Raw genomic sequence first — 17,976 nt, 5'->3', positions numbered from 1 at the left:
ATCTGCTGCGATCACGAGGTGGGAGGGCTCAACCCGGCGGCGGTGGAGGTCGCGCTCCGCACCGGCGCCCGGGTGGTGTGGATGCCCACCTTCTCCTCGGTCGTCGACCGCCGGAAGCTCCGCCTCCCGGGCCCCGGCATCCCGGTGATCGGCGAGCGCGGGCGCCTCGTGCCCGCGGCCGAGGAGATCCTCCGGCTCGCCCGCGAGCACGACGCCGTCGTCGCCACCGGCCACATCGAGCTGGCGGAGCAGTTCGCACTGGTCGACGCGGCGCGCGCGCTCGGCGTCAAGGTGCTCATGACCCACGCGCTCGAGACGCTGGTCGGCCCGGACCATAGGCTGCCCGACGTGCTCGCGCTCGCCGAGCGGGGCGCCATGATCGAGTTCACCTACCTGACCTGCATCCCGGGCGGCATGGCCGCGACCGAGGAGCCGATGACGTTCGCCAGGGCGATGATGGCGGTCGGCCCCGAGCGCGCGATCATGTCGACCGACTTCGGCCAGGACAAGAGCCCGCATCCCGCCGACGGCATGCGGCTCTTCATCGAGGAGATGCTCCGCTGCGGCGTGCCGCCGGCCGCGATCGATCTGATGGCGCGCCGGAACCCCGCCCGGCTCCTGGGGCGCGCCTAGGAGTCGCCGCAGCCGCCATGACTACTCGGACAGCCTCCTAGCATGGCGGCCCCCCCGCTGCGCGTCGGCATCCTCGGCGCGGCGCGCATCGCGCCGATGGCGCTCGTGAAGCCCGCGCGGCGCGTGCCCGAGGCGACCGTCCTCGCGGTCGCCGCCCGCGACCCCGAGCGCGCGCGGCGCTTCGCCGCCCGGCACGGCATCCCGCGCGTGCATCAGTCCTACGACGCGCTCCTCGCCGACCCGGAGATCGACGCGGTCTACAACCCGCTCCCCAACGCGCTGCACGCGCCGTGGACCATCCGCGCGCTCGCGGCGGGGAAGCACGTCCTCTGCGAGAAGCCGTTCGCCGCGAACGCGGCGGAAGCGGAGGAGATGGCGCGCGCGGCGGAGCGCGCCGGGCGCGTGCTGGTGGAGGCGTTCCACTGGCGCTACCACCCGCTCTTCGCCCGCGTGCGCGCCATCCTCGACGCGGGCGAGATCGGCCAGGTCCGCCACCTGGAAGCGCACTTCTGCATCCCGCTCCCGCTGCCGAACGACATCCGCTACCGCAAGGACCTGGCCGGCGGCGCCCTCATGGACACCGGCTGCTACACGGTCTCCGTCCTCCGCCACCTGGCGGGCGCGGAGCCCGAGGTGGAGCGCGCGCACGGCTGGTGGACGCGCGGCGGCGTCGATCGCGCCATGGAGGCGAGCCTGCGCTTCCCGGACGGGCGGACGGCGCGGCTCACCTGCTCGCTCTTCTCGGCCTGGCTCATCCGCACGCGCGCGACCGTCGAGGGCAGCGGCGGGCGGCTCAGCGTCTTCAACCCGATCGCGCCGCACTTCTACCACCGGCTCACGGTGGTGACGCCGGGCGGGCGCCGCGGCGAGCGCGTCGCGGGACCATCGACCTACGAGTGCCAGCTGCGCGCGTTCGTCGCCGCGGTGCGCGAGGGCGCGCCGGTGCCGACCGGGCCGGCGGACGCCGTCAGGAACATGCGCGTCATCGACGCGATCTACGCGGCGGCGGGCCGGCCGGGATAGCCTCGATGCGCCGGCAGCGCAGGCATTGCTCGCGGCGCCGGTCGGCGGCGAGTAGGCCCTACCGCGTCAGCAGGAGACAGCCCGCGATCGGCCCGCCTCCCGCCGCCACCACCGCCACCTCGCAGTCCTTCACCTGGCGGGCCCCGCCCTGGCCGCGGAGCTGGCGGATGGCCTCGGCGAGGAAGCCGAAGCCGTGCAGGCGGCCGCCGGAGAGCTGCCCGCCCCAGGTGTTGAGCGGGAGCGGGCCGCCAAGACGCACTCGGCCACCTTCGACGAATGGCCCGCCCTCACCGCGCTTGCAGAAGCCGAGCGCCTCGATCCAGGCGAGCGTGAGCCAGCTGAAGCCGTCGTAGAGCTGGATCGTGTCGACGTCGGCGGGCGTGAGATCCGTGCGCGCCCAGAGCTGCGCGGCCGCGTCGCGCGCCGCCATGGTGGTCAGGTCCTCCCACTGGTCCCACACCGGGCGGCCGCGGATGGCGCTGCCCACCGCGTTGATGCGCACGGCGGGGTGAGGGAGGTCGCGGGCGGCGTCGGCGGCCGAGACGACGACGGCGGTCGAGCCGTCGACCGGCACGTCGCAGTCGTAGAGGCCGAAGGGCCAGGTGACCATGCGCGCGCGGAGATAGTCCTCCATGGTGAGGGGCTCGCGGTAGACGGCGGCCGGGTTGAGCGCCGCGTGCGCGCGTGCGGTGAGCGCGATCTCGCCGAGGTGCTCGCGCCGGGTGCCGAACTCGTGCATGTGGCGCACGGCGTGGAGCGCGAGCCAGTTGGCCGCCGACATCGCGCCGAAGGGGATCACCCACTGCGCGAAGCCCGACACGCTGCGCGATCCGGCGCCGATCCCGAGCCGCCCGGTGTTCGCCGCCGCCGTCGCCTCCGTCACCGTGCGGTAGACGAGCGCGTGGCGGCAGAGGCCCGCCGCCACCGCGAGCGCCGCGAGCATCACGGGGGCGAGCTGCGCGGGCCCCTCGCCGCCGGAGCCGTGCCAGCCGAGCTGGAGGCCGAGGGCGTCCTGCACCTCGGGCGTCCCGGGTCCCGCGAAGCCGGGCGCGGCGGTGCCCATCGGCCCCGGGTAGCAAGCGAGGCCGTCGATATCCCGGGTGGTGAGGCCGGCGTCGGCGATCGCCGCCAGCGCCGCCTCGCAGGTCAGGTCGAGGTCGGTGCGGAAGAGGCGCCGCCCGATCTGCGACTGCCCCACGCCGGAGAGGATCGCGCGCCGCTCGAGGTGCTGGTCGGACCCGGGCCGGATGGGCGGCGTGAGCGGGCGCGCGGCGCGCGGCGGCGGGGCAGGGCGGCTCGCCTCGGGATCCGGCTCGAAGAGCGGCAACGCGATCTCGTCGCTCACGTCGCGGAACGTCACCCGCACCGGCATGCCGATCGTCACGGCATCGGGCGCGCAGCCGACGATGTTGGTGGTGAGCCGGAGGTCCGCCTGCTCGATCAGCTCGACCAGGCCGATCGCGTACGGAACCTCCATGCCGGGCATCCAGCGCTGGTGGTTCACCGTGTAGCTGACCACGGTGGCGCGGCCGCTGACGGCCTCCCAGCACACGTCGCGCGCCTGGCAGCGGGGGCAGACCGGCCGCGGCGGGTGGACGTACCAGCCGCAGGCCCGGCAGCGCGTGATCTCCAGGCGGCCCTCGCGGCAGGCGCGCCAGAAGCGCTCGCTCTCGGGCTCGAGCGCGGGGAGCGGGAGACGCATCTCCGCCGTCATCCGAGCATGACCATGCCGCCGTCGACCGCGATCGCCTGCCCGGTGATGAAGCGCGCGCCGTCGCCGGCGAGGAAGACCATGACGGGCGCGATGTCGCGCTCGGCGTCGCCCAGGCGCCCGCCGAGCGGGATCACGTGCTGCATCGCCAGGTCGTGGATCGTGCGCTCCGGCTCGGACATGCGCTGCCGGTAGGCCTCGTACATCGGCGTCCAGATCGCCGGCACGATCGAGTTGACGGTGATGCCGTGGCGCGCCCACTCCTGCGCGACGGTGCGCGTCCAGGCCATGACCGCGCCCTTGGCGGCGGAGTAGTGCGCCGAGCCGCGCTGGCCGCGGATGCCCGCCCCCGAGCCGAAGTTGATGATGCGGCCGCCGCGCTCCTTCATGTGCCGGAAGGCCGCCTGGTTCGTGTAGAGCGTGCCCTTCACGTTGACGGCGAAGACGAGGTCCCACTCCGCGTCGGGGATGTCCTCGGCCGGCGTGCCGCGCTCGACGCCGGCCACGTTGGCGAGCACGTCGAGGCCGCCCATGGCGGCCACCGCGCGCGCGAACACGTCGTCCACCTCGGCGCGGCGCGAGACGTCGCAGTGGTGGTAGGCCACGTTGGGACCGGCCTCGGCGGCGACGCGGCGGCCGCCCTCGTCGTTCACGTCGAGCGAGGCCACGCGCGCGCCCTCGCGCGCGTAGGCCCGGACGGTCGCGGCGGCGATGCCGCTCGCCCCGCCGGTGACGATGATCCTGCGTTCCCGGAGCAGCATGCTCAGAGGTAGCGCTTGCCCCGCACGGCGCCGTCGGGTGCGATCTCGTAGAGGAGCGGGACGCCGGTCGGGATCTCCAGCGCGAGCACCTCCTCGCGCGTGAGGCCGTCCAGGTGCATGACGAGGGCGCGCAGCGAGTTCCCGTGCGCGACGACGAGCACGTTCTTGCCGGCGCGCAGGTCGGGCCGGATGTGGCTCTCCCAGTAGGGGAGGACGCGCGCCGCGGTGTCGGCCAGGCTCTCGCCGCCCGGCGGCCGGACGTCGTAGCTCCGGCGCCAGAGCTTCACCTGCGCGGCCCCGAAGCGCTCGGCGGCTTCGGCCTTGTCCTTCCCCTGGAGGTCCCCGTACATGCGCTCGTTGAGGGCCGCGTCGCGCTCGGTGGGGAGCGGGCCGATGCCGGCGGCCTCGAGCGCCAGGCGCGCGGTCTCCGTCGCGCGCACGAGCACCGAGGTGAAGAGCTTGTCGATGCGCCGGCCGCGCAGCTTCTCCCCCGCGGCGCGCGCCTCGGCCTCGCCGCGCGGCGAGAGCGGCACGTCGATCCAGCCGGTGAAGCGGTTCTCCAGGTTCCACTGCGACTCTCCATGGCGCAGGAGGAACAGATCCGGCATGGCCGGCCCTATAGCGCGCGACCCGCCGGTGCGCCAACCGCATTGCGGTTTGCCTGAGACGCGGTCGGCTGATACGCTGAATTTTCTCACCGAAAGGAGCCCGACCAAAGGATGGCGATCGTCCTCTTGTTCACCGCGCACTGGGTCATCTCGGCCTTCTTCCAGTCGTTCTTCCACCACCGCTACGCCTCGCACCGCATGTTCACCATGGCGCCGCGCACCGAGCGGACGTTCCACATGCTCACCTACCTGGCGCAGGGCCCCTCGTACCTCTCGCCGCGGGCGTACGCGATCCTCCACCGCGAGCACCACGCTTACAGCGACACCGAGCGGGACCCGCACGCCCCCGGCTTCTTCGCCAACGTGCTCACCATGATGTGGACGACCGCCCTGCGCTACAACGCGCACCTGGTGGGGACGTCGTCGCCCGAGCCCCGCTTCCTCGGCAACTACCCCGAGTGGCCCTGGCTCGACCGGGTCGGCTCGTCGTGGACCGGGCGCATCGCGTGGGGCACGGCCTACGGGCTCGTCTACCTCTGGCTTGCGACGGCGTGGTGGCAGTTCCTGCTGCTCCCCGTCCACTGGGTGCTGGGGCCGGTGCACGGCGCGATCGTCAACTGGTGCGGCCACCGCTACGGGTACCGCAACTTCCGGACCAACGACGCCTCGCGGAACTTCCTGCCCTTCGACTTCCTCACCCTGGGCGAGCTCTTCCAGAACAACCACCACCGTGCCGCGAGCCGCCTCAACTTCGCGTGGCGCCGCTTCGAGTTCGACCCGACCTACGCGGTGACGCGGCTCCTCGCCTGGCTCCGCGTCATCCATCTCCGTCCGGGCGCGCTCGCGAGCCCCGCGTAAGGACTCCTACCGCGGATCGATCAGCACGCCCGGGTTGAGGACGCCCGCCGGGTCGAGCGCTGCCTTGGCGGCGGCGAGCGCGGCGGCGAAGCCCGCGGGACGCTCGCGGTCGTACCAGGGCCGGTGGTCACGGCCGACGGCGTGGTGGTGCGTGATCGTGCCGCCGAGCCGCAGGATGGCCTCGGAGGCCGCCCGCTTGATGGCCGCCCACTGCTCGAGCTCGGCGCCGCGCCGCCCGGGCCCTATCACCGTGTAGTAAGGTGCCGGGCCGTCGGGGTAGACGTGCGTGAAGCGGCACGTCACCTGGCCCGCGCCGCACGCCAGGCGGAGCGCCTCCTCGGCGGCCGTGGTCACGCCCCGATGAAAGGCGGGGAAGCGATCCCAGGTGACGGCGGTCTCGAAGGTCTCGCTGATCATGCCCATGGCGACGAGCGCGTCGCGGAGGTAGGGCGCCTCGAGGAAGGACTTCCGCCACGCGCCGGCCGCGCCGTCGCGCGCACCCTCCTCGGCTCTCCGCGTGCGCCCGGCGTCCGGGGGCACGCGGCCCCCGTGCGCGGCGGCGAGCGCGAGGGCGCGCGCCATCCAGGCGTCGAGCTCGTGGTCGGCGGACTCGAAGGCCACGAGGAGGACGGTCTCCGCGCCCGAGCCGGCGCCCGCGGTCGTGGCCTCGCCCGGGTCGAGGAGCCGGCAGTTGGACGGGTAGAGCCCCGCCTGCGCGATGGCGCGCGCTGCCGCGGCGCCCGCGGCGAAGTCGGCGAACGTGACCGCGGCCGAGGCGCGAAACGTGGGCCGGTCCTGGAGGCGCATCCAGGCCTCGGTGATGACCCCCAGGATGCCCTCGGAGCCGATGAAGAGGCGGTCCGGGCTCGGCCCGGCGCCCGAGCCCGGCAGCCGGCGCGTCTCCACCACGCCCGCGGGCGTGATCACGCGCAGTGACTCCACGAACTCGTCGATGTGGGTGTAGAGCGTCGCGTAGTGGCCGCCGGAGCGGGTCGCGATCCAGCCGCCGAGCGACGAGAACTCGAACGACTGCGGGAAATGGCGGAGCGTCAGCCCGTGCGGCCGGAGCTGCTCCTCGAGCGCGGGGCCGAGCACGCCGGCCTGGATGCGCGCCGCGCGCGAGGTGCGATCGACCTCGACGACGCGGTCGAGGCGCGCGAGATCCAGCGACACGGCGCCCGCGTAGCGCGCGCCGACGGCCGGCTCGACGCCGCCGACGACGCTCGAGCCGCCGCCGTAGGGGATGACCGCCGCGTTCGCTCCCGTGCACCAGTCGAGCACGGCGGTGACCTCCGCCTCCGTGTGCGGGAACGCGACCACGTCGGGTGGGTGCGCGAAGTCGCGACGCAGGGCGCGCACGACGTCGCGGAAGGACTTGCCGTAGGCGTGCCCGGCGCGGTCGAGGGGTGTGGTCGAGCACAGCGCGGCCAGCGCGCCGGGCGGGGCGAGGCGGGGCGCAGGCAGGCGGAGCTCTTCGAGGAGCGGCGGCGGCGTGATCGTCACCTCGCGGAGGCCGAAGCGCGCCGCCAGCGCCTGCGCGATCGCGCGCTGCTGCTCCGGGCTCGGGCCCGCACCCTCCCGACCCCAGCCCCAGAACCGACGCGGAGGCGGGGTGCTCACGGCCTAGGAGAGGCCTCTAGCGCCGGCCGCGTCCGGGCCCGGGGCCGCGGCCGCGGAAGAACGCGGGCTCGCCCGCTGCGGCGATGTTCTTCGGCAGCGGGGTAGGCGGCGGCCGGAAGAGCATCCGGTCGCGCGTCGACTTGATGCGCTGGCGCAGCGCTTCGCGCGCGTCGGCCTCGGCATCGGCGCGCAGGAGGAGGACCGCCGGGACCTCCATTGCCGCGCTCCGCCCGCGCTCGCTGAGCGCGATGCCGATGTTCGGGCTGTCGCTGCCCACCGCCTCGGTGAACGCGGCGTCGAGCCGGGTGGAGATGCGCTGCGCCAGCTCGCGCAGCAGCCGCTGCTGCGATTCGCCGATCTCCCGGAGACGCACCGGACGCCGCTCAGCGCCCGCGGCGGCCAGCGCCGCCGAAGCCGCCGCGTGGGCGTCCGCCGCCGCCGCCACCCGCGCCGCCCGTGCGCTCGCGCGCCTCGCTCACGTTCAGCTTGCGGCCCTGCAGCTCGTGGCCGTTCAGCTCGGCGATCGCCCGCTCGGCCTCGCTCGCCGAGCTCATCTCGACGAAGCCGAAGCCACGCGACCGTCCGGTGGCGCGGTCGGTGATCACCGACGCCGACTCGCAGGTCCCCGCCTGCGCGAAGAGCGCCTCGAGGTCCGCACTCGTCGTGTCGAAGGAAAGGTTGCCCACGAACAGCTTCTTGCCCATGTCTCACTCCCGGCCTCTCGGAGGCCGCTCACGTTCTTCTCGGTTGCCTGGGCGAGAAGCCGGTCGCCGCCATGCGACGGGCGGGATCACGCACAAACAAGGGAGGCGGGCCGTGTACCACCGATGTCCTCCCGGGGCAAGCCGCGGTTAGCGCAGGCTCCGCTTGCGGGCGCGCAGCCCGCGCCGGCTGCCGCCGCTGCGGCGGAACGGGCGGCCGTCGCCGCCGCTGAACCCCTCGAGATCGAAGACCTCCGGCGGTGGCGCGGCCACAGCGCTCGACGGGCGCGGCGCGCGCGGCGGCGGTTTGTCGTCGGCGTCGTTCACGCGCAGGCGTCGCCCGCGCAGCTCGAAGGCGTCGAAGCGCCGGATCGCGTCGGCGGCCCGCGCCGAGTCGGTGAACTGGGCGAACGCGAAGCCGCGTGGCCGGCCGGTGACCCGGTCCGTGCCCAGGCGCACGCGCACGCCGGGATCCACATCGAGGAGCACCGCGCGCAGCTCCTCCTCGGTGGTCTCGAAAGAGAGGTTGCCGATGAAGGTCGTGGACGAAATGGGGGCCTCCTTGGGGTCGATTTGCGTGACCGTAGCAGCTTGCCGGGCCTCGTGCTACCCCTGAAAACAAGCACACCCGGGCAACCGCCGCCTCGGGGGGATGCATCGGCCGCCCGGCGACGGGACGGGATTCGTTCACGGACGCTCAGGCGAGCTCCATGCTGAAGCGGATGTTCCCCTTGCGCATGCCCTCGAGGACGATGTCGACGCCGCCGCTGCGGATCATCCACTCCAGGCGATGGTCGCGGTACTCGCGCTTGAAGAGTCCCGACTCGATGAGCTGCGGGATCATCTCGAAGTCCTGCATGCTCTCGGCCGCGGCCGCGAAGGCGGCGGCGACGCTCGGCCGGGCGCGCACCCGCTCGAGCCAGACGGCGAGGCGCGTGCCCGCCGCAGGCGGGTGGCCAGCGTTGGCGATGCCCTGCACGTAAGGGACGACCGACAGGTCGCCCCACCCGAAGGCGGCGCCGTTGAACCACGGCCGGTCGGCGAGTTGTCCCTCGAGGTAGCGGTGCACGCCCGCTGCCTGCGCGGCGCCGCGGGCGAGGAGCTGCTCGGCGAGCGCGCCAGTGGCGCGCCTGAAGACGCGGATCTCCATCGCGGCCCAGCTGATCGGCTCGACGTAGGTGTCGCACAGCTCCTCCAGCATGCGCACGCGCGCGCGCTCGGCCGGCGCGGCGGGGAGGAGCGGCGGCGCGGGCCAGCGATCCTCGACGTACTCGAGGATGATGGTCGAGTCGAAGACGCGTGTCTCGCCGTCGACCAGGGCGGGCACCTCGAGGCGCGGGCTGGCGGCCGCGAACGCGTCGTCGCGTCCGCTCATGAAGTCGGGGAGCCGGCATTCGAAGGCGACGCCCTTCTCGGCGAGCGCGATCTTCACCTTCTGCGCGTAGGGCGAGAGCGGATGCTCGTAGAGGAGAACCATGGCGAGCGATCAGAGCAGAGTCGGCTCGCGCCGCGCAAGGGCGGGGGTCGATCACGCCCTGCGCGGCTCCACCTCCACCGGCGTCGCCCCTCGACAAGGCCGGCGAAGACTGGCAAGGGACGGGCGCGGGAGAGGAGGACGCTGTGGCCATTCGCATCGAGACGCCCGAGGGCAACGACGCGCTCACCGAGTTCGTCCTCTTCCACGATCGGGTCTACGCCTCCCGCCCGGCGCGCTGGAGCGCATTCCTCCCGCTCGATCTCCCCATCCTCGCCGGCGAGAGCCCGTTCGTGGAGGGCCGCCGGGTGCGGCCGTTCGTGGCGCGTGCGGGCGGCGAGATCGTGGCGCGCGCGGCCGCCGTGGTCGACAGCCGCTACAACCGCCACTGGCGCGAGCGCCTGGGCCACATCGTGATGTTCGAGGCGCTCCCCGCGGCGCGCGAGGCGACCCGGCTCCTCCTCGACGCGGCCTGCGAGTGGCTCGCGGGCGAGGGGACCGAGGCGGCGCGCGCGGGCTTCGGCATGCTCGAGTTCCCGTTCGTGATCGATGCCTACGACGCGCTCCCGCCGCCCTTCGTGCGCCACAATCCGGCGTACTATCACTCACTCCTGAAGGACGCGGGCTTCGAGAGCGAGAAGGGCCTGGTCGACTACAAGATCCGGGTCCGCCCGGAGCTGGTGGCGCGCTGGGAGAGCGCGGGCGAGGCCGCGCGCCGGGCGGGCTACATGCTCGTTCCGCTGAAGGACGTGCCCGCGAGCCGGCGCGTGGCGGCGTTCACCGAACTGTGGGTCGACACCTTCAGGACTCACTGGGGCTTCACGCCCTTCTCGGAGGGCGAGGTCGCGCTCCTCGCCGAGTCGCTCGGGCCGCTCGGGATGCTCGACCTGTCGCTGATCGCATACGAGGGCGCGCGCTCCGTCGGCGTGCTCTGGGTGCTGCCGGAGCTCAGCAGCACCGCCGCGCTCGCGCCCGGCCATGCCCTCGCCGACGCGGAGAAGCTCAACTTCCTCGGCATCGGCGTGCGCGAGGTGGCGCGCGGGCGCGGCGTCAACACGGCGATGGCGGGCCACGCGTACCTGGAGCTGGTGCGGCGCGGCGCCCGCTATCTGAGCTACACGATCGTCCTCGACGACAACTGGCCGTCGCGCCGGACCGCCGCGAAGCTCGGCGCCGAGGTGTGCGCCAGCTACGTCGTCTACCGCCGCAACTTCCGGCGCTAGGAGTCCGGACGGCCTCCTAGTCTACGCGGCGCCGCCGGGTGCGAGGGCCTCGAGCGTCCCCCAGATCGCCGCCTCGTCGAAGAGGAAGGGCTGGATCATGGGCGTGGTGACGCCCGCCCCGACGAAGGCAGCGAGCCGCTCGCGGCAGCGCTCGGGCGTGCCGATGATGGCGAGGCGGTCCACCATGTCGTCGGTGACGGCGGCCACGTTGCGCGCCCGGTCCCTGGCGCGCCAGGCGGCGTCGAGGGCGCGTGCCTCTTCGGCGAAGCCGCACCAGGCCACGAAGCGGTTGTAGACCGAGGTCGCGAAGTAGGGCCCCATCATCTGACGGATGGCGTCCCGCGCCCGGGGTACGTCGTCGGTCACCAGCGTCTGGAAGCGCGCGACGACCTCGAGCTTCGCGGCGTCGCGGCCCGAGCGCGCGGCGCCCTTGCGTACGTGCGCCAGCATGCGCGGCACCGCCTCGACCGGCATGAAGTTCAGGATGACGCCGTCGGCGATCTCACCCGCCAGCTCCAGCATGGGCGGCATGAGGGCCGCGACGTAGATCGGCACGGGCTGGGGCGGCGGCGAGACGAGGCGGAAGTTCTGGGTGCGCACCGTCTTCCCGGCGAAGCTGACGCGCTCGCCGGCGAGCATCCGGCGCAGCACGGCGACGCTCTCGCGCATGCGCGCGAGCGGCCTCTCGAACGGCACGCCGCCCCAGGTGGCGACGATGGTCTCGCTCGAGACGCCGAGGCCCAGGACGAAGCGCCCCGGCGCGAGTTGCGCGACGGAGCCGGCGCCGGCGGCGTGCACGGGGAGCGCGCGGGTGTAGAGGGGGACGACCGCGGTGCCGATGCGAACGCCGCGCGTGACGCCGGCCGCCACCGCGGCGACCACGAAGGCGTCGGGCCCGGCGCCCGTGTCGGCGATCCACAGGCTCTCGTAGCCGAGGATCTCGGCGTGCTCGGCGACGCGGCGGCACATGTCGAGGTCGGGCGGGAGCGGAAGAGAGGCGCCGAGGCGGGCGATCCCGGATCCGCCCCTGCAGCCTTGCCGGGCGATGAGGTGGGGTGTAGCAGGAGAGAGCGCGCGCGCATGCGCAAGCGAGAGGCGACGCTCGAGGATCTCGCGCGCGAGCCCGGCAAGGCCGAGCTCGTGAACGGGCGGATCGTGCGCATGTCGCCGACGGGCGGGCTGCCGGGTTATGCGGGGCGGGAGATCGTGGTGAGCCTGCGCGAGTATTCGCGCCGGACCGGCACGGGTCACGCGATTCCCGACAACGTGGCCTTCACGGTAGCCTTGCCGCATCGCCGCTCGTTCGCGCCCGACGCCGCGTTCTACGTGGGCGAGCTTCGGATGGGCTTTCTCGAGGGCGCGCCGCGCTTCGCGGTGGAGGTCCGGAGCGAGAGCGACTACGGGCCAGCGGCCGAGCGCAGGCTCGCCCGCAAGCGGGCCGACTACTTCGCGGCCGGCACGCTCGTGGTATGGGACGTCGATCTCCTCGGCGCGAACGTGGTGCGCGTGTATCGCTCGCGCGCGCCGGAGCGCCCGACCGTCTGCCGGCGCGGCGAAGTCGCCGAGGCCGAGCCGGCGGTGCCGGGCTGGTCGATGCCGGTGGACGACCTCTTCCCCGACGCTACCACTTCTCGTACTGCACGGCCCGGCGCTCGTATCCGGCGCCGCGCAGCAGGTCGCGCAGTGCCGGCACGATCGCGCCCACGCCGCAGATGAAGAAGCGACGGCCGCGGTCGGCGTCGCCGTCGACCCAGCGGCGCGCGATCTCGTCGCGCAGCCGCGCGCTCGGCACGTGCTCGAAGCGGAAGCCCGTGTGCTCCCGGGCCATGGCCTCCAGCTCGGCGCGGTAGAGCAGCCGCTCCGGGCCCGCGGCGCCATAGAGGAGGTGCAGCGGATGCCGCGTCGCGGTCGCCACCGCCCGGCGCAGCATCGGCCGGATCGGCGCGATCGCGGTCCCGTCGGCGACGAAGATCGCCTCCGCCTCCGGCGCGCGGTCGAGGACGAACGTCCCCCACGGCCCGGTGAAGCGCACCTCGGCGCCCGCGGGCAGCCCGAGCAGATAGGGTGAGCCGAGCCCGCCCGGCACGAGGTTGAGGCAGATCTCGAGGTCGTCCTCCTCGGGGCTCGAGGCGATCGAGTACGGCCGGATGAGCGTCTCGCCGCCCACCGGCAGGAGGCACGAGATGAACTGCCCCGGCCGGAACGCGATCCGCGGCCCGCGCAGGAAGAGCGAGCGCGTGTCGGGCGCGTGCTCGACGATGCGCGCGACGCGCGCCGCGTGCTCAACCGCCATGCTCCGACACGATCTGGTTGATGGTGTAGCGGGGGATGACGACCACGATCTCGGCGTCGGGATCCTCCACCACCGCCTGGCAGCCGAGGCGGGAGGTGGGGGTGAGCCCCGGGGCCTTGTCGAGCAGGTCGTCCTCACTCTCGTCGGACGCGGAGAGCGTGTCGCCGCCGCCCTTCACGATCACGTGGCACGTGGTGCAGGCGCAGTTCCCGCCGCAGGCATGCTCGAGGTGGATGCCGTGCCCGAGCAGCACGTCGAGGATCGAGCCCGCCTTCCCGTCGTGCTGGAAGGGCGCCCGGGCCGGGTCGAACTCGATCACCCGCTCGGGGTCGCCGTTCTCGAAGATGACACGAATCCTCGCCACGGAGGGCAACGTAGCATCCGACGTGCGCAGGCGCGACTCTGGCGCCGCCCGCGGCCTCGGGTGTAAACGCGCGCCATGGCGATCCACTACGTGAAGGACGGGCACATCGTCACCATCACCATCGACCGCCCCGAGCAGCGGAACTCGCTCGACCTCGAGCACTTCGGCCAGCTCGCCGACTGCTGGGTCCGCTTCCGGGACGACGCCGCCGCCTACGTCGCCATCCTGACCGGCGTGGGCGACGTGTACTGCGTGGGCGCGGATCTGAAGAGCTTCATCCCGATCGTCACTGAGCGCGCCGACAAGCTCCGGGAGGGCGAGTCGAAGCTGCCCCAGGAGGGCTCCCGGTACACCATGGCGCACTCGCTGGTGGCCGTCCTGCGCGACGGGGCCACGCTTCCCGACGGCAGCGAGTTCACGCTCTACAAACCGGTCATCGCGGCCATCAACGGCATCTGCGCGGCGGGCGGCCTCGAGATGATGTGGAACACCGATCTCCGCGTGTGCGCCGACACGGCGTGGTTCCAGCTCGCCGAGCCGCGCCGCGGCCTCTTCCCGGGCGGCGGCTCCACGGTGCAGAGCGTCCGCCAGCTCACCTGGTGCCACGCCATGGAGGTCGTGCTGCTCGCCGACCGCATCAGCGCCGAGCGCGCCGCCGAGATGGGACTGGTGAACCGGGTCGTGCCGCGCGACCGCGTGATGGCCGAGGCGCGCAAGCTGGCCGAGACGATCTGTCTGAACGGCCCGCTCGCCGTGCGCGCGTGCAAGCGCTCGGCCAAGGAGAGCACCTTCCTCCCGCTCAAGGAGGCGCTCGCCAACGAAATGACCTACTCGGCGAGCGTCTTCATGAGCGAGGACGCGAAGGAGGGCATCCGGGCGTTCAAGGAGAAGCGGCCGCCGGTCTGGCGGGGGCGGTGACGGCGGCTACAGGTCGGCGAGCCGCCGGAGCTTCTCTTTCACCTCGGCGAGCAGGCTCGGCGGGAGATGCCCGAGGCGTTTCTTCAGGCGCCGATTGTCGATGGCGCGCACCTGATCGATCATGATCTCGCAGTCGCTCGCATTCTCGGCCATGCCTCTCGGCAGGAACACGCGGAGGAGGCTCTCACCCGCGAGTCGCGACGTGCAGGGCAGCACCAGTGTGGAGGGATGTCCGACCGCGTTCAGGAGATCCGTCTGGATCACGAGCACGGGGCGGGTCTTGCCGGGCTCGGTGCCCCGCCGCGGGTTCAGGTCGGCGACGTAGAGCCCGCCGTGCTCGACGGGCGTGCTCAGTCGAGCCCCTCGCTGGCCAGGTGATCGAGGTCACGGAGCTCGGCCCTGGTCGCGGCCCGCGTCGCAAGGGACGCCTTGCGATACGCCTCCTTGAGCGCCGCCCGGTCGGTCGTCTGCTGGAGTAGCAGCAGCCCCTTGCGCACGACCTCCACGTTGCTCCTGAGTCGCAGGCGTGCCTTTAGTGACTTGACCAGCCGAAACTCCTGGGCCGGGAGCGTGATACTCGACTTGGTATTGGCCCTCATACCTTCGACATACCGATGCGCGCGCGCGAGCGCAAACTGTGCGGCGGGATCACCCGAACCGCCCCAGGTCGACGCGGCCGCGCTTCGCCAGCAGCGGCGCCCACAGGTCCCCCCGCTGCCGCACGCGCGCCGGCACGTTGTCGATGCGGAAGTCGTCGATCGCGATGCCGCGCTCGACCTCGGGCCACGTGACCGGCGTCGAGGCGGCGGCGCGCGGCGTCGGGCGCACCGAGTAGACCGAGGCGAGCGTGCGCCCCCACGCGTTCTGGTTGTAGTCGACCAGCACGCGGGCGCGCGGGCGCCGCGCCATGCTGTACTCAGCCGTGATGAGCGCGGGGTGGTGCCGCGCGAGCGCGACGGAGATCGTCCTGGCGGCCGTCCACACCTCCTTCTGCGTCGGGCCGCGGACGATGGGCACGTAGACGTGTATGCCGCGCGAGCCGGTCGTCTTCGGGTAGCTCGGCAGGCCGAGGTCGGTGAGCGTGGCGTGGAGGACGAGCGCCGTCTCTCGCACCTGGGCGAAGGTGGCGCCCTGGGTGGGGTCGAGGTCGAAGTGCAGGTAGTCCGGGCGATCCACGTCGTCGCAGCGTGCGTACCACTGGTTCAGGTCGATGCAGCCCAGGTTCACGACCCAGAGGAGCGAGGCCAGGTCCTGGATCATGGGGAAGTCGATCACGTTGCCCGAAGCGTGCTCGATCGCGCAGGTGGCGATCCAGTCGGGCCGGGGCGTCGGGGCGCGCTTCATGAAGAACGACTTGCCGCCCGCGCCGTCCGGGTAGCGCCGCATCACCATGGCGCGGTCGCGAAGGTGGGGCAGGAGAACGGGGGCGACGTCGACGTAGTAGCGGATGAGGTCGCCCTTGGTGATGCCGAGCGCCGGCCAGAAGGGCTTCTTCAAGTGGGTGAGCTTCACCCGGCGGTCGTCGAGCGCGACCACCACCTCGTCCTGGTCGCGGGGGATGAGCCGGCCGCTCGGCCAGCGCGCGGGGGTGCGTGGGGGGCGGCGCGGGCCGCGGACGGTCGCGGGGTGGTGGTCGGTGGTGGCTCTGGGCATCGCGCTCGGGGAACTCAAAGCACAGCGGCCCCGGCCCTGGCGAGCCGCGTGGCGGGCATGCTAGCGGAGCGCCATGCCGACCCGCCAAGAGGCGACCCTGCTCTTCGAGCGGCGCCGCGACGCCTGGCTGCGGGGCGACCTGGACGCCTACCTCGCGCTCTGGGCCGAGGACATGACCTTCCAGTCGCCGCTGCACGCCGAGCCCCTGCGCGGGCGCGCCGCCTTTGCGGACCTCGTGCGCCGGTCCTTCGTCTTCTCCCGCCCGCTCGCCTTCGACTTCACGCACATCGCGGTCGCGGGCGACATGGTGCTCGCCGAGTGGCGCATCGCGGTCGAGCGCCGCGACGGCGGGCGACGCATCGAGTGGTGGGGGATGAGCGTCGCCGAGGTGCAGGGCGGCCGCATCCGGCGCTGGCGCGAGTACTGGAACCCGGCCGACGTGACGTGAGCTTCGCGGCGCTCTTCGGCCGGTCCCCGAGCGTCACGGCCGACGCGCCGGGGCGGGTCAACTTGATCGGCGAGCACACGGACTACAACCGGGGCTTCGTGCTCCCCACGCCGATCCCGCAGCGCACGGTGGCCGAGCTCGCGCCGCACGCCAACGAGCGCGTGCGCGCGGCGAGCGACACGCTGGCCGGTGGCGTCGAGGAGTACGCGCTCGGGGCGGAGGCGCGGGGGCGCGGCTGGCTCGACTACGTGCAGGGGCTCACGTGGGCGCTCCGGGCCGACGGCGCGCTGATCCTCGGCTTCGATCTCCGCCTCGCATCCACCGTGCCGATCGGGGCGGGTCTCGCCTCCAGCGCCGCGCTCGAGGTGGCGGTGCTGCGCGCCCTGCGCGCGGCGTTTCGCCTGCCGCTCGACGACGTGGAGCTCGCGCTCCTCGGGCAGCGGGCCGAGAACGAGTTCGTGGGCGCGCGCGTCGGTGTGATGGACCAGATGGCGGCGAGCCTGGGCGCCGAGGGGACAGCGCTCCTGGTCGACACCAGGAGCCTGGCGCACCGGCGCGTCCCGCTGCCCGCGGGCGCGGAGCTGGTGGTGATCGACTCGGGGGTCGCGCACAGCAATCGCGCGGGCGGCTACAACGCGCGCCGGGCCGAGTGCGAGCGCGCCTGCGTGCTCCTCGGCGTGGCGGCGCTCCGCGAGCTCGGCGTCGACGACCTGCCGCGGCTCGCCGGGCTCCCCGACCCGCTCGCGCGCCGCGTCCGCCACGTCGTGGGCGAGAACGAGCGCGTCCTGGCGGCGGTCGCCGCGCTGGAGACGGGTGACGTCGCCCGCCTGGGCGCCCTGCTCGACGCCTCTCATGCCTCGCTGCGCGACGACTACGAGGTCTCGACGCCGGAGATCGACCTGCTGGTCGAGGCTGCCCGTGCCGAGCCGGACGTGCTCGGCGCGCGGCTCACGGGCGGCGGCTTCGGGGGCGCGGTGGTCGTGCTGACACGCGCCGGCCGCGGTGCGACGGTGGGCGCGCGCATCACGCGTCGCCTGGCCGGCCGGACGGAGCGGCCGGCGACGGTGCTCTTCTCGGTCCGGAGCTAGGGCACCGTCCGGACGCAATTCGCCCCCGGCCGGGTTCCATGGCGGCGGCTCGTGTGCTAGACGACCCGCGGGGCATGGGGCGGGGCGCTTCCGCTCCCTCGACGGACGGAGCCGGGTGATGGGCAGGGTGATCGCGGAGAGCGGGATGCGCAAGTTGGGCAAGGGTCTTGAGGCGCTCCTTCCGGGGCCCACGCCCGCCGTGGCGCCGAGCGAGCTTGGGGTGCCGGTCCACGAGATCGTGCCCAACCCCGAGCAGCCGCGGCGCCACTTCGAGGACGAGGCGCTCGACCTGCTCGCCGACTCGATCCGCCGCCACGGGCTGCTCCAGCCGCTGGTCGTGCGCCGCATCGCGGGCCGCTACGAGCTGATCGCCGGGGAGCGGCGGCTGCGGGCGGCGCGGCGCGCCGGGCTCGAGCGGGTGCCGGTGATCGTGCGCGAGGCGCGGGCCGAGGACCGGCTGGAGCTGGCGCTGATCGAGAACGTGCAGCGCGAGAACCTGACCCCGCTGGAGGAGGCGGAGGCGTACCGCCACCTGATCGACGCGCACGGGCTCACGCAGGAGAAGATCGCGGCGCGGGTGGGGAAGAGCCGGCCGGCGAT

Annotated in this window: 22 protein-coding genes; 8 read left to right on the top strand and 14 right to left on the bottom strand. The window is 73.5% G+C overall.

All coding sequences use genetic code 11. The annotated features are described in order from the left end of the window. Positions 1–675: 675 nt before the first annotated feature. Positions 676–1,656 carry a Gfo/Idh/MocA family oxidoreductase gene (locus E6J59_02090; protein ID TMB23422.1) on the top strand — a complete coding sequence of 327 codons (981 nt, stop codon included), beginning with the start codon at positions 676–678 and terminating at the stop codon, positions 1,654–1,656. A gap of 58 nt (positions 1,657–1,714) precedes the next feature. Here the strand turns inward: E6J59_02090 and E6J59_02085 are convergent, their stop codons facing one another. The 3 genes from E6J59_02085 to E6J59_02075 are packed head-to-tail and all read right to left on the bottom strand — an operon-like array spanning position 1,715 to position 4,736. After that, positions 1,715–3,358 (bottom strand): hypothetical protein, encoded by a 1,644-nt coding sequence (locus tag E6J59_02085; GenBank protein ID TMB23421.1) that lies wholly within the window; start codon positions 3,356–3,358, stop codon positions 1,715–1,717. A gap of 8 nt (positions 3,359–3,366) precedes the next feature. Beyond that, complete coding sequence (locus E6J59_02080) at positions 3,367–4,128, bottom strand: SDR family oxidoreductase (GenBank protein ID TMB23420.1); 762 nt, start codon at positions 4,126–4,128, stop codon at positions 3,367–3,369. A 2-nt stretch (positions 4,129–4,130) separates the two neighbouring features. Then, positions 4,131–4,736, bottom strand: a complete 606-nt coding sequence (locus E6J59_02075) for a 2,3-diphosphoglycerate-dependent phosphoglycerate mutase (GenBank protein TMB23419.1) — start codon at positions 4,734–4,736, stop codon at positions 4,131–4,133. A 111-nt stretch (positions 4,737–4,847) separates the two neighbouring features. Between E6J59_02075 and E6J59_02070 the strand changes: the two genes are divergently transcribed. Then, positions 4,848–5,594: an acyl-CoA desaturase gene (locus E6J59_02070; GenBank protein TMB23418.1), complete on the top strand. Its 747-nt coding sequence runs from the start codon at positions 4,848–4,850 to the stop codon at positions 5,592–5,594. A 6-nt stretch (positions 5,595–5,600) separates the two neighbouring features. On the opposite strand, the gene E6J59_02065 is transcribed toward E6J59_02070, so the two are convergent. The 5 genes from E6J59_02065 to E6J59_02045 form a co-directional block, all read right to left on the bottom strand. Then, entirely contained in the window at positions 5,601–7,214 is a 1,614-nt protein-coding gene (locus tag E6J59_02065; GenBank protein TMB23417.1) for an FAD-binding oxidoreductase, read from the bottom strand. A 16-nt stretch (positions 7,215–7,230) separates the two neighbouring features. Next, positions 7,231–7,587 carry a hypothetical protein gene (locus tag E6J59_02060; protein ID TMB23416.1) on the bottom strand — a complete coding sequence of 119 codons (357 nt, stop codon included), beginning with the start codon at positions 7,585–7,587 and terminating at the stop codon, positions 7,231–7,233. Between the two features lie 10 nt (positions 7,588–7,597). Further along, the gene (locus E6J59_02055; GenBank protein TMB23415.1) at positions 7,598–7,918 is read right to left on the bottom strand and encodes an RNA-binding protein; all 321 of its coding nucleotides are present in this window, start codon (positions 7,916–7,918) and stop codon (positions 7,598–7,600) included. A gap of 147 nt (positions 7,919–8,065) precedes the next feature. After that, complete coding sequence (locus E6J59_02050) at positions 8,066–8,467, bottom strand: RNA-binding protein (GenBank protein TMB23414.1); 402 nt, start codon at positions 8,465–8,467, stop codon at positions 8,066–8,068. 145 nt (positions 8,468–8,612) lie between these two features. Beyond that, entirely contained in the window at positions 8,613–9,392 is a 780-nt protein-coding gene (locus tag E6J59_02045; protein ID TMB23413.1) for a glutathione S-transferase family protein, read from the bottom strand. Between the two features lie 143 nt (positions 9,393–9,535). Here E6J59_02045 and E6J59_02040 point away from each other — a divergent pair, with 143 nt between their 5' ends. After that, positions 9,536–10,612, top strand: a complete 1,077-nt coding sequence (locus E6J59_02040) for a hypothetical protein (GenBank protein TMB23412.1) — start codon at positions 9,536–9,538, stop codon at positions 10,610–10,612. A gap of 21 nt (positions 10,613–10,633) precedes the next feature. Here the strand turns inward: E6J59_02040 and E6J59_02035 are convergent, their stop codons facing one another. After that, on the bottom strand, positions 10,634–11,581 hold the full coding sequence (locus E6J59_02035) for an LLM class flavin-dependent oxidoreductase (protein TMB23411.1): 948 nt from the start codon (positions 11,579–11,581) through the stop codon (positions 10,634–10,636). 111 nt (positions 11,582–11,692) lie between these two features. Between E6J59_02035 and E6J59_02030 the strand changes: the two genes are divergently transcribed. Beyond that, on the top strand, positions 11,693–12,328 hold the full coding sequence (locus E6J59_02030; GenBank protein TMB23410.1) for a Uma2 family endonuclease: 636 nt from the start codon (positions 11,693–11,695) through the stop codon (positions 12,326–12,328). Here E6J59_02030 and E6J59_02025 read toward each other — a convergent pair. Both E6J59_02025 and E6J59_02020 read right to left on the bottom strand, forming a co-directional pair. Beyond that, positions 12,234–12,905 carry an FAD-dependent oxidoreductase gene (locus E6J59_02025; GenBank protein TMB23409.1) on the bottom strand — a complete coding sequence of 224 codons (672 nt, stop codon included), beginning with the start codon at positions 12,903–12,905 and terminating at the stop codon, positions 12,234–12,236. The two genes, E6J59_02030 and E6J59_02025, sit on opposite strands and share 95 nt — an antisense overlap. Beyond that, positions 12,895–13,224, bottom strand: coding sequence for a 2Fe-2S iron-sulfur cluster binding domain-containing protein (locus tag E6J59_02020; GenBank protein TMB23424.1), 330 nt, complete (start codon positions 13,222–13,224; stop codon positions 12,895–12,897). The genes E6J59_02025 and E6J59_02020 overlap by 11 nt, the downstream gene beginning before the upstream one ends. A 120-nt stretch (positions 13,225–13,344) precedes the next feature. Here E6J59_02020 and E6J59_02015 point away from each other — a divergent pair, with 120 nt between their 5' ends. Then, positions 13,345–14,187, top strand: a complete 843-nt coding sequence (locus tag E6J59_02015; GenBank protein TMB23408.1) for a carnitinyl-CoA dehydratase — start codon at positions 13,345–13,347, stop codon at positions 14,185–14,187. Between the two features lie 6 nt (positions 14,188–14,193). Here the strand turns inward: E6J59_02015 and E6J59_02010 are convergent, their stop codons facing one another. Genes E6J59_02010 through E6J59_02000 form a run of 3 tightly spaced genes read right to left on the bottom strand, consistent with a single transcriptional unit; the run spans position 14,194 to position 15,840 of the window. Next, on the bottom strand, positions 14,194–14,541 hold the full coding sequence (locus E6J59_02010; protein ID TMB23407.1) for a type II toxin-antitoxin system PemK/MazF family toxin: 348 nt from the start codon (positions 14,539–14,541) through the stop codon (positions 14,194–14,196). Further along, positions 14,538–14,786 carry a hypothetical protein gene (locus tag E6J59_02005; GenBank protein ID TMB23406.1) on the bottom strand — a complete coding sequence of 83 codons (249 nt, stop codon included), beginning with the start codon at positions 14,784–14,786 and terminating at the stop codon, positions 14,538–14,540. Before E6J59_02005 ends, E6J59_02010 begins: the two co-directional genes overlap by 4 nt. 49 nt (positions 14,787–14,835) lie before the next feature. Next, entirely contained in the window at positions 14,836–15,840 is a 1,005-nt protein-coding gene (locus E6J59_02000; protein TMB23405.1) for a hypothetical protein, read from the bottom strand. Between the two features lie 73 nt (positions 15,841–15,913). On the opposite strand from E6J59_02000, the gene E6J59_01995 reads away from it, so the two are divergent. The 3 genes from E6J59_01995 to E6J59_01985 all read left to right on the top strand — a co-directional run. Then, positions 15,914–16,288 carry a nuclear transport factor 2 family protein gene (locus tag E6J59_01995; protein TMB23404.1) on the top strand — a complete coding sequence of 125 codons (375 nt, stop codon included), beginning with the start codon at positions 15,914–15,916 and terminating at the stop codon, positions 16,286–16,288. After that, the gene (gene galK / locus E6J59_01990; protein ID TMB23403.1) at positions 16,285–17,376 is read left to right on the top strand and encodes a galactokinase; all 1,092 of its coding nucleotides are present in this window, start codon (positions 16,285–16,287) and stop codon (positions 17,374–17,376) included. The genes E6J59_01995 and galK overlap by 4 nt, the downstream gene beginning before the upstream one ends. Before the next feature lie 145 nt (positions 17,377–17,521). Beyond that, on the top strand, positions 17,522–17,976 hold a 455-nt coding region (locus tag E6J59_01985; protein ID TMB23423.1), incomplete at its 3' end, for a ParB/RepB/Spo0J family partition protein.

This window comes from Deltaproteobacteria bacterium, from assembly GCA_005879795.1.
Taxonomy (GTDB): domain Bacteria; phylum Desulfobacterota; class Binatia; order DP-6; family DP-6; genus DP-6.
The sequence above is the reverse complement of the archived record's forward strand: the minus strand, read 5'-3'. Positions and strand labels throughout refer to the sequence as shown.

Excerpts from the sequence above, each read along its gene's own strand:
- E6J59_02090 (TMB23422.1), top strand. The coding sequence starts at position 676 with ATGGCGGCCCCCCCGCTGCGCGTCGGCATCCTCGGCGCGGCGCGCATC.
- E6J59_02085 (TMB23421.1), bottom strand. The coding sequence starts at position 3,358 with ATGCGTCTCCCGCTCCCCGCGCTCGAGCCCGAGAGCGAGCGCTTCTGG.
- E6J59_02080 (TMB23420.1), bottom strand. The coding sequence starts at position 4,128 with ATGCTGCTCCGGGAACGCAGGATCATCGTCACCGGCGGGGCGAGCGGC.
- E6J59_02075 (TMB23419.1), bottom strand. The coding sequence starts at position 4,736 with ATGCCGGATCTGTTCCTCCTGCGCCATGGAGAGTCGCAGTGGAACCTG.
- E6J59_02070 (TMB23418.1), top strand. The coding sequence starts at position 4,848 with ATGGCGATCGTCCTCTTGTTCACCGCGCACTGGGTCATCTCGGCCTTC.
- E6J59_02055 (TMB23415.1), bottom strand. The coding sequence starts at position 7,918 with ATGGGCAAGAAGCTGTTCGTGGGCAACCTTTCCTTCGACACGACGAGT.
- E6J59_02045 (TMB23413.1), bottom strand. The coding sequence starts at position 9,392 with ATGGTTCTCCTCTACGAGCATCCGCTCTCGCCCTACGCGCAGAAGGTG.
- E6J59_02035 (TMB23411.1), bottom strand. The coding sequence starts at position 11,581 with ATGTGCCGCCGCGTCGCCGAGCACGCCGAGATCCTCGGCTACGAGAGC.
- E6J59_02030 (TMB23410.1), top strand. The coding sequence starts at position 11,693 with ATGCGCAAGCGAGAGGCGACGCTCGAGGATCTCGCGCGCGAGCCCGGC.
- E6J59_02025 (TMB23409.1), bottom strand. The coding sequence starts at position 12,905 with ATGGCGGTTGAGCACGCGGCGCGCGTCGCGCGCATCGTCGAGCACGCG.
- E6J59_02015 (TMB23408.1), top strand. The coding sequence starts at position 13,345 with ATGGCGATCCACTACGTGAAGGACGGGCACATCGTCACCATCACCATC.
- E6J59_02005 (TMB23406.1), bottom strand. The coding sequence starts at position 14,786 with ATGAGGGCCAATACCAAGTCGAGTATCACGCTCCCGGCCCAGGAGTTT.
- E6J59_02000 (TMB23405.1), bottom strand. The coding sequence starts at position 15,840 with ATGCCCAGAGCCACCACCGACCACCACCCCGCGACCGTCCGCGGCCCG.
- E6J59_01995 (TMB23404.1), top strand. The coding sequence starts at position 15,914 with ATGCCGACCCGCCAAGAGGCGACCCTGCTCTTCGAGCGGCGCCGCGAC.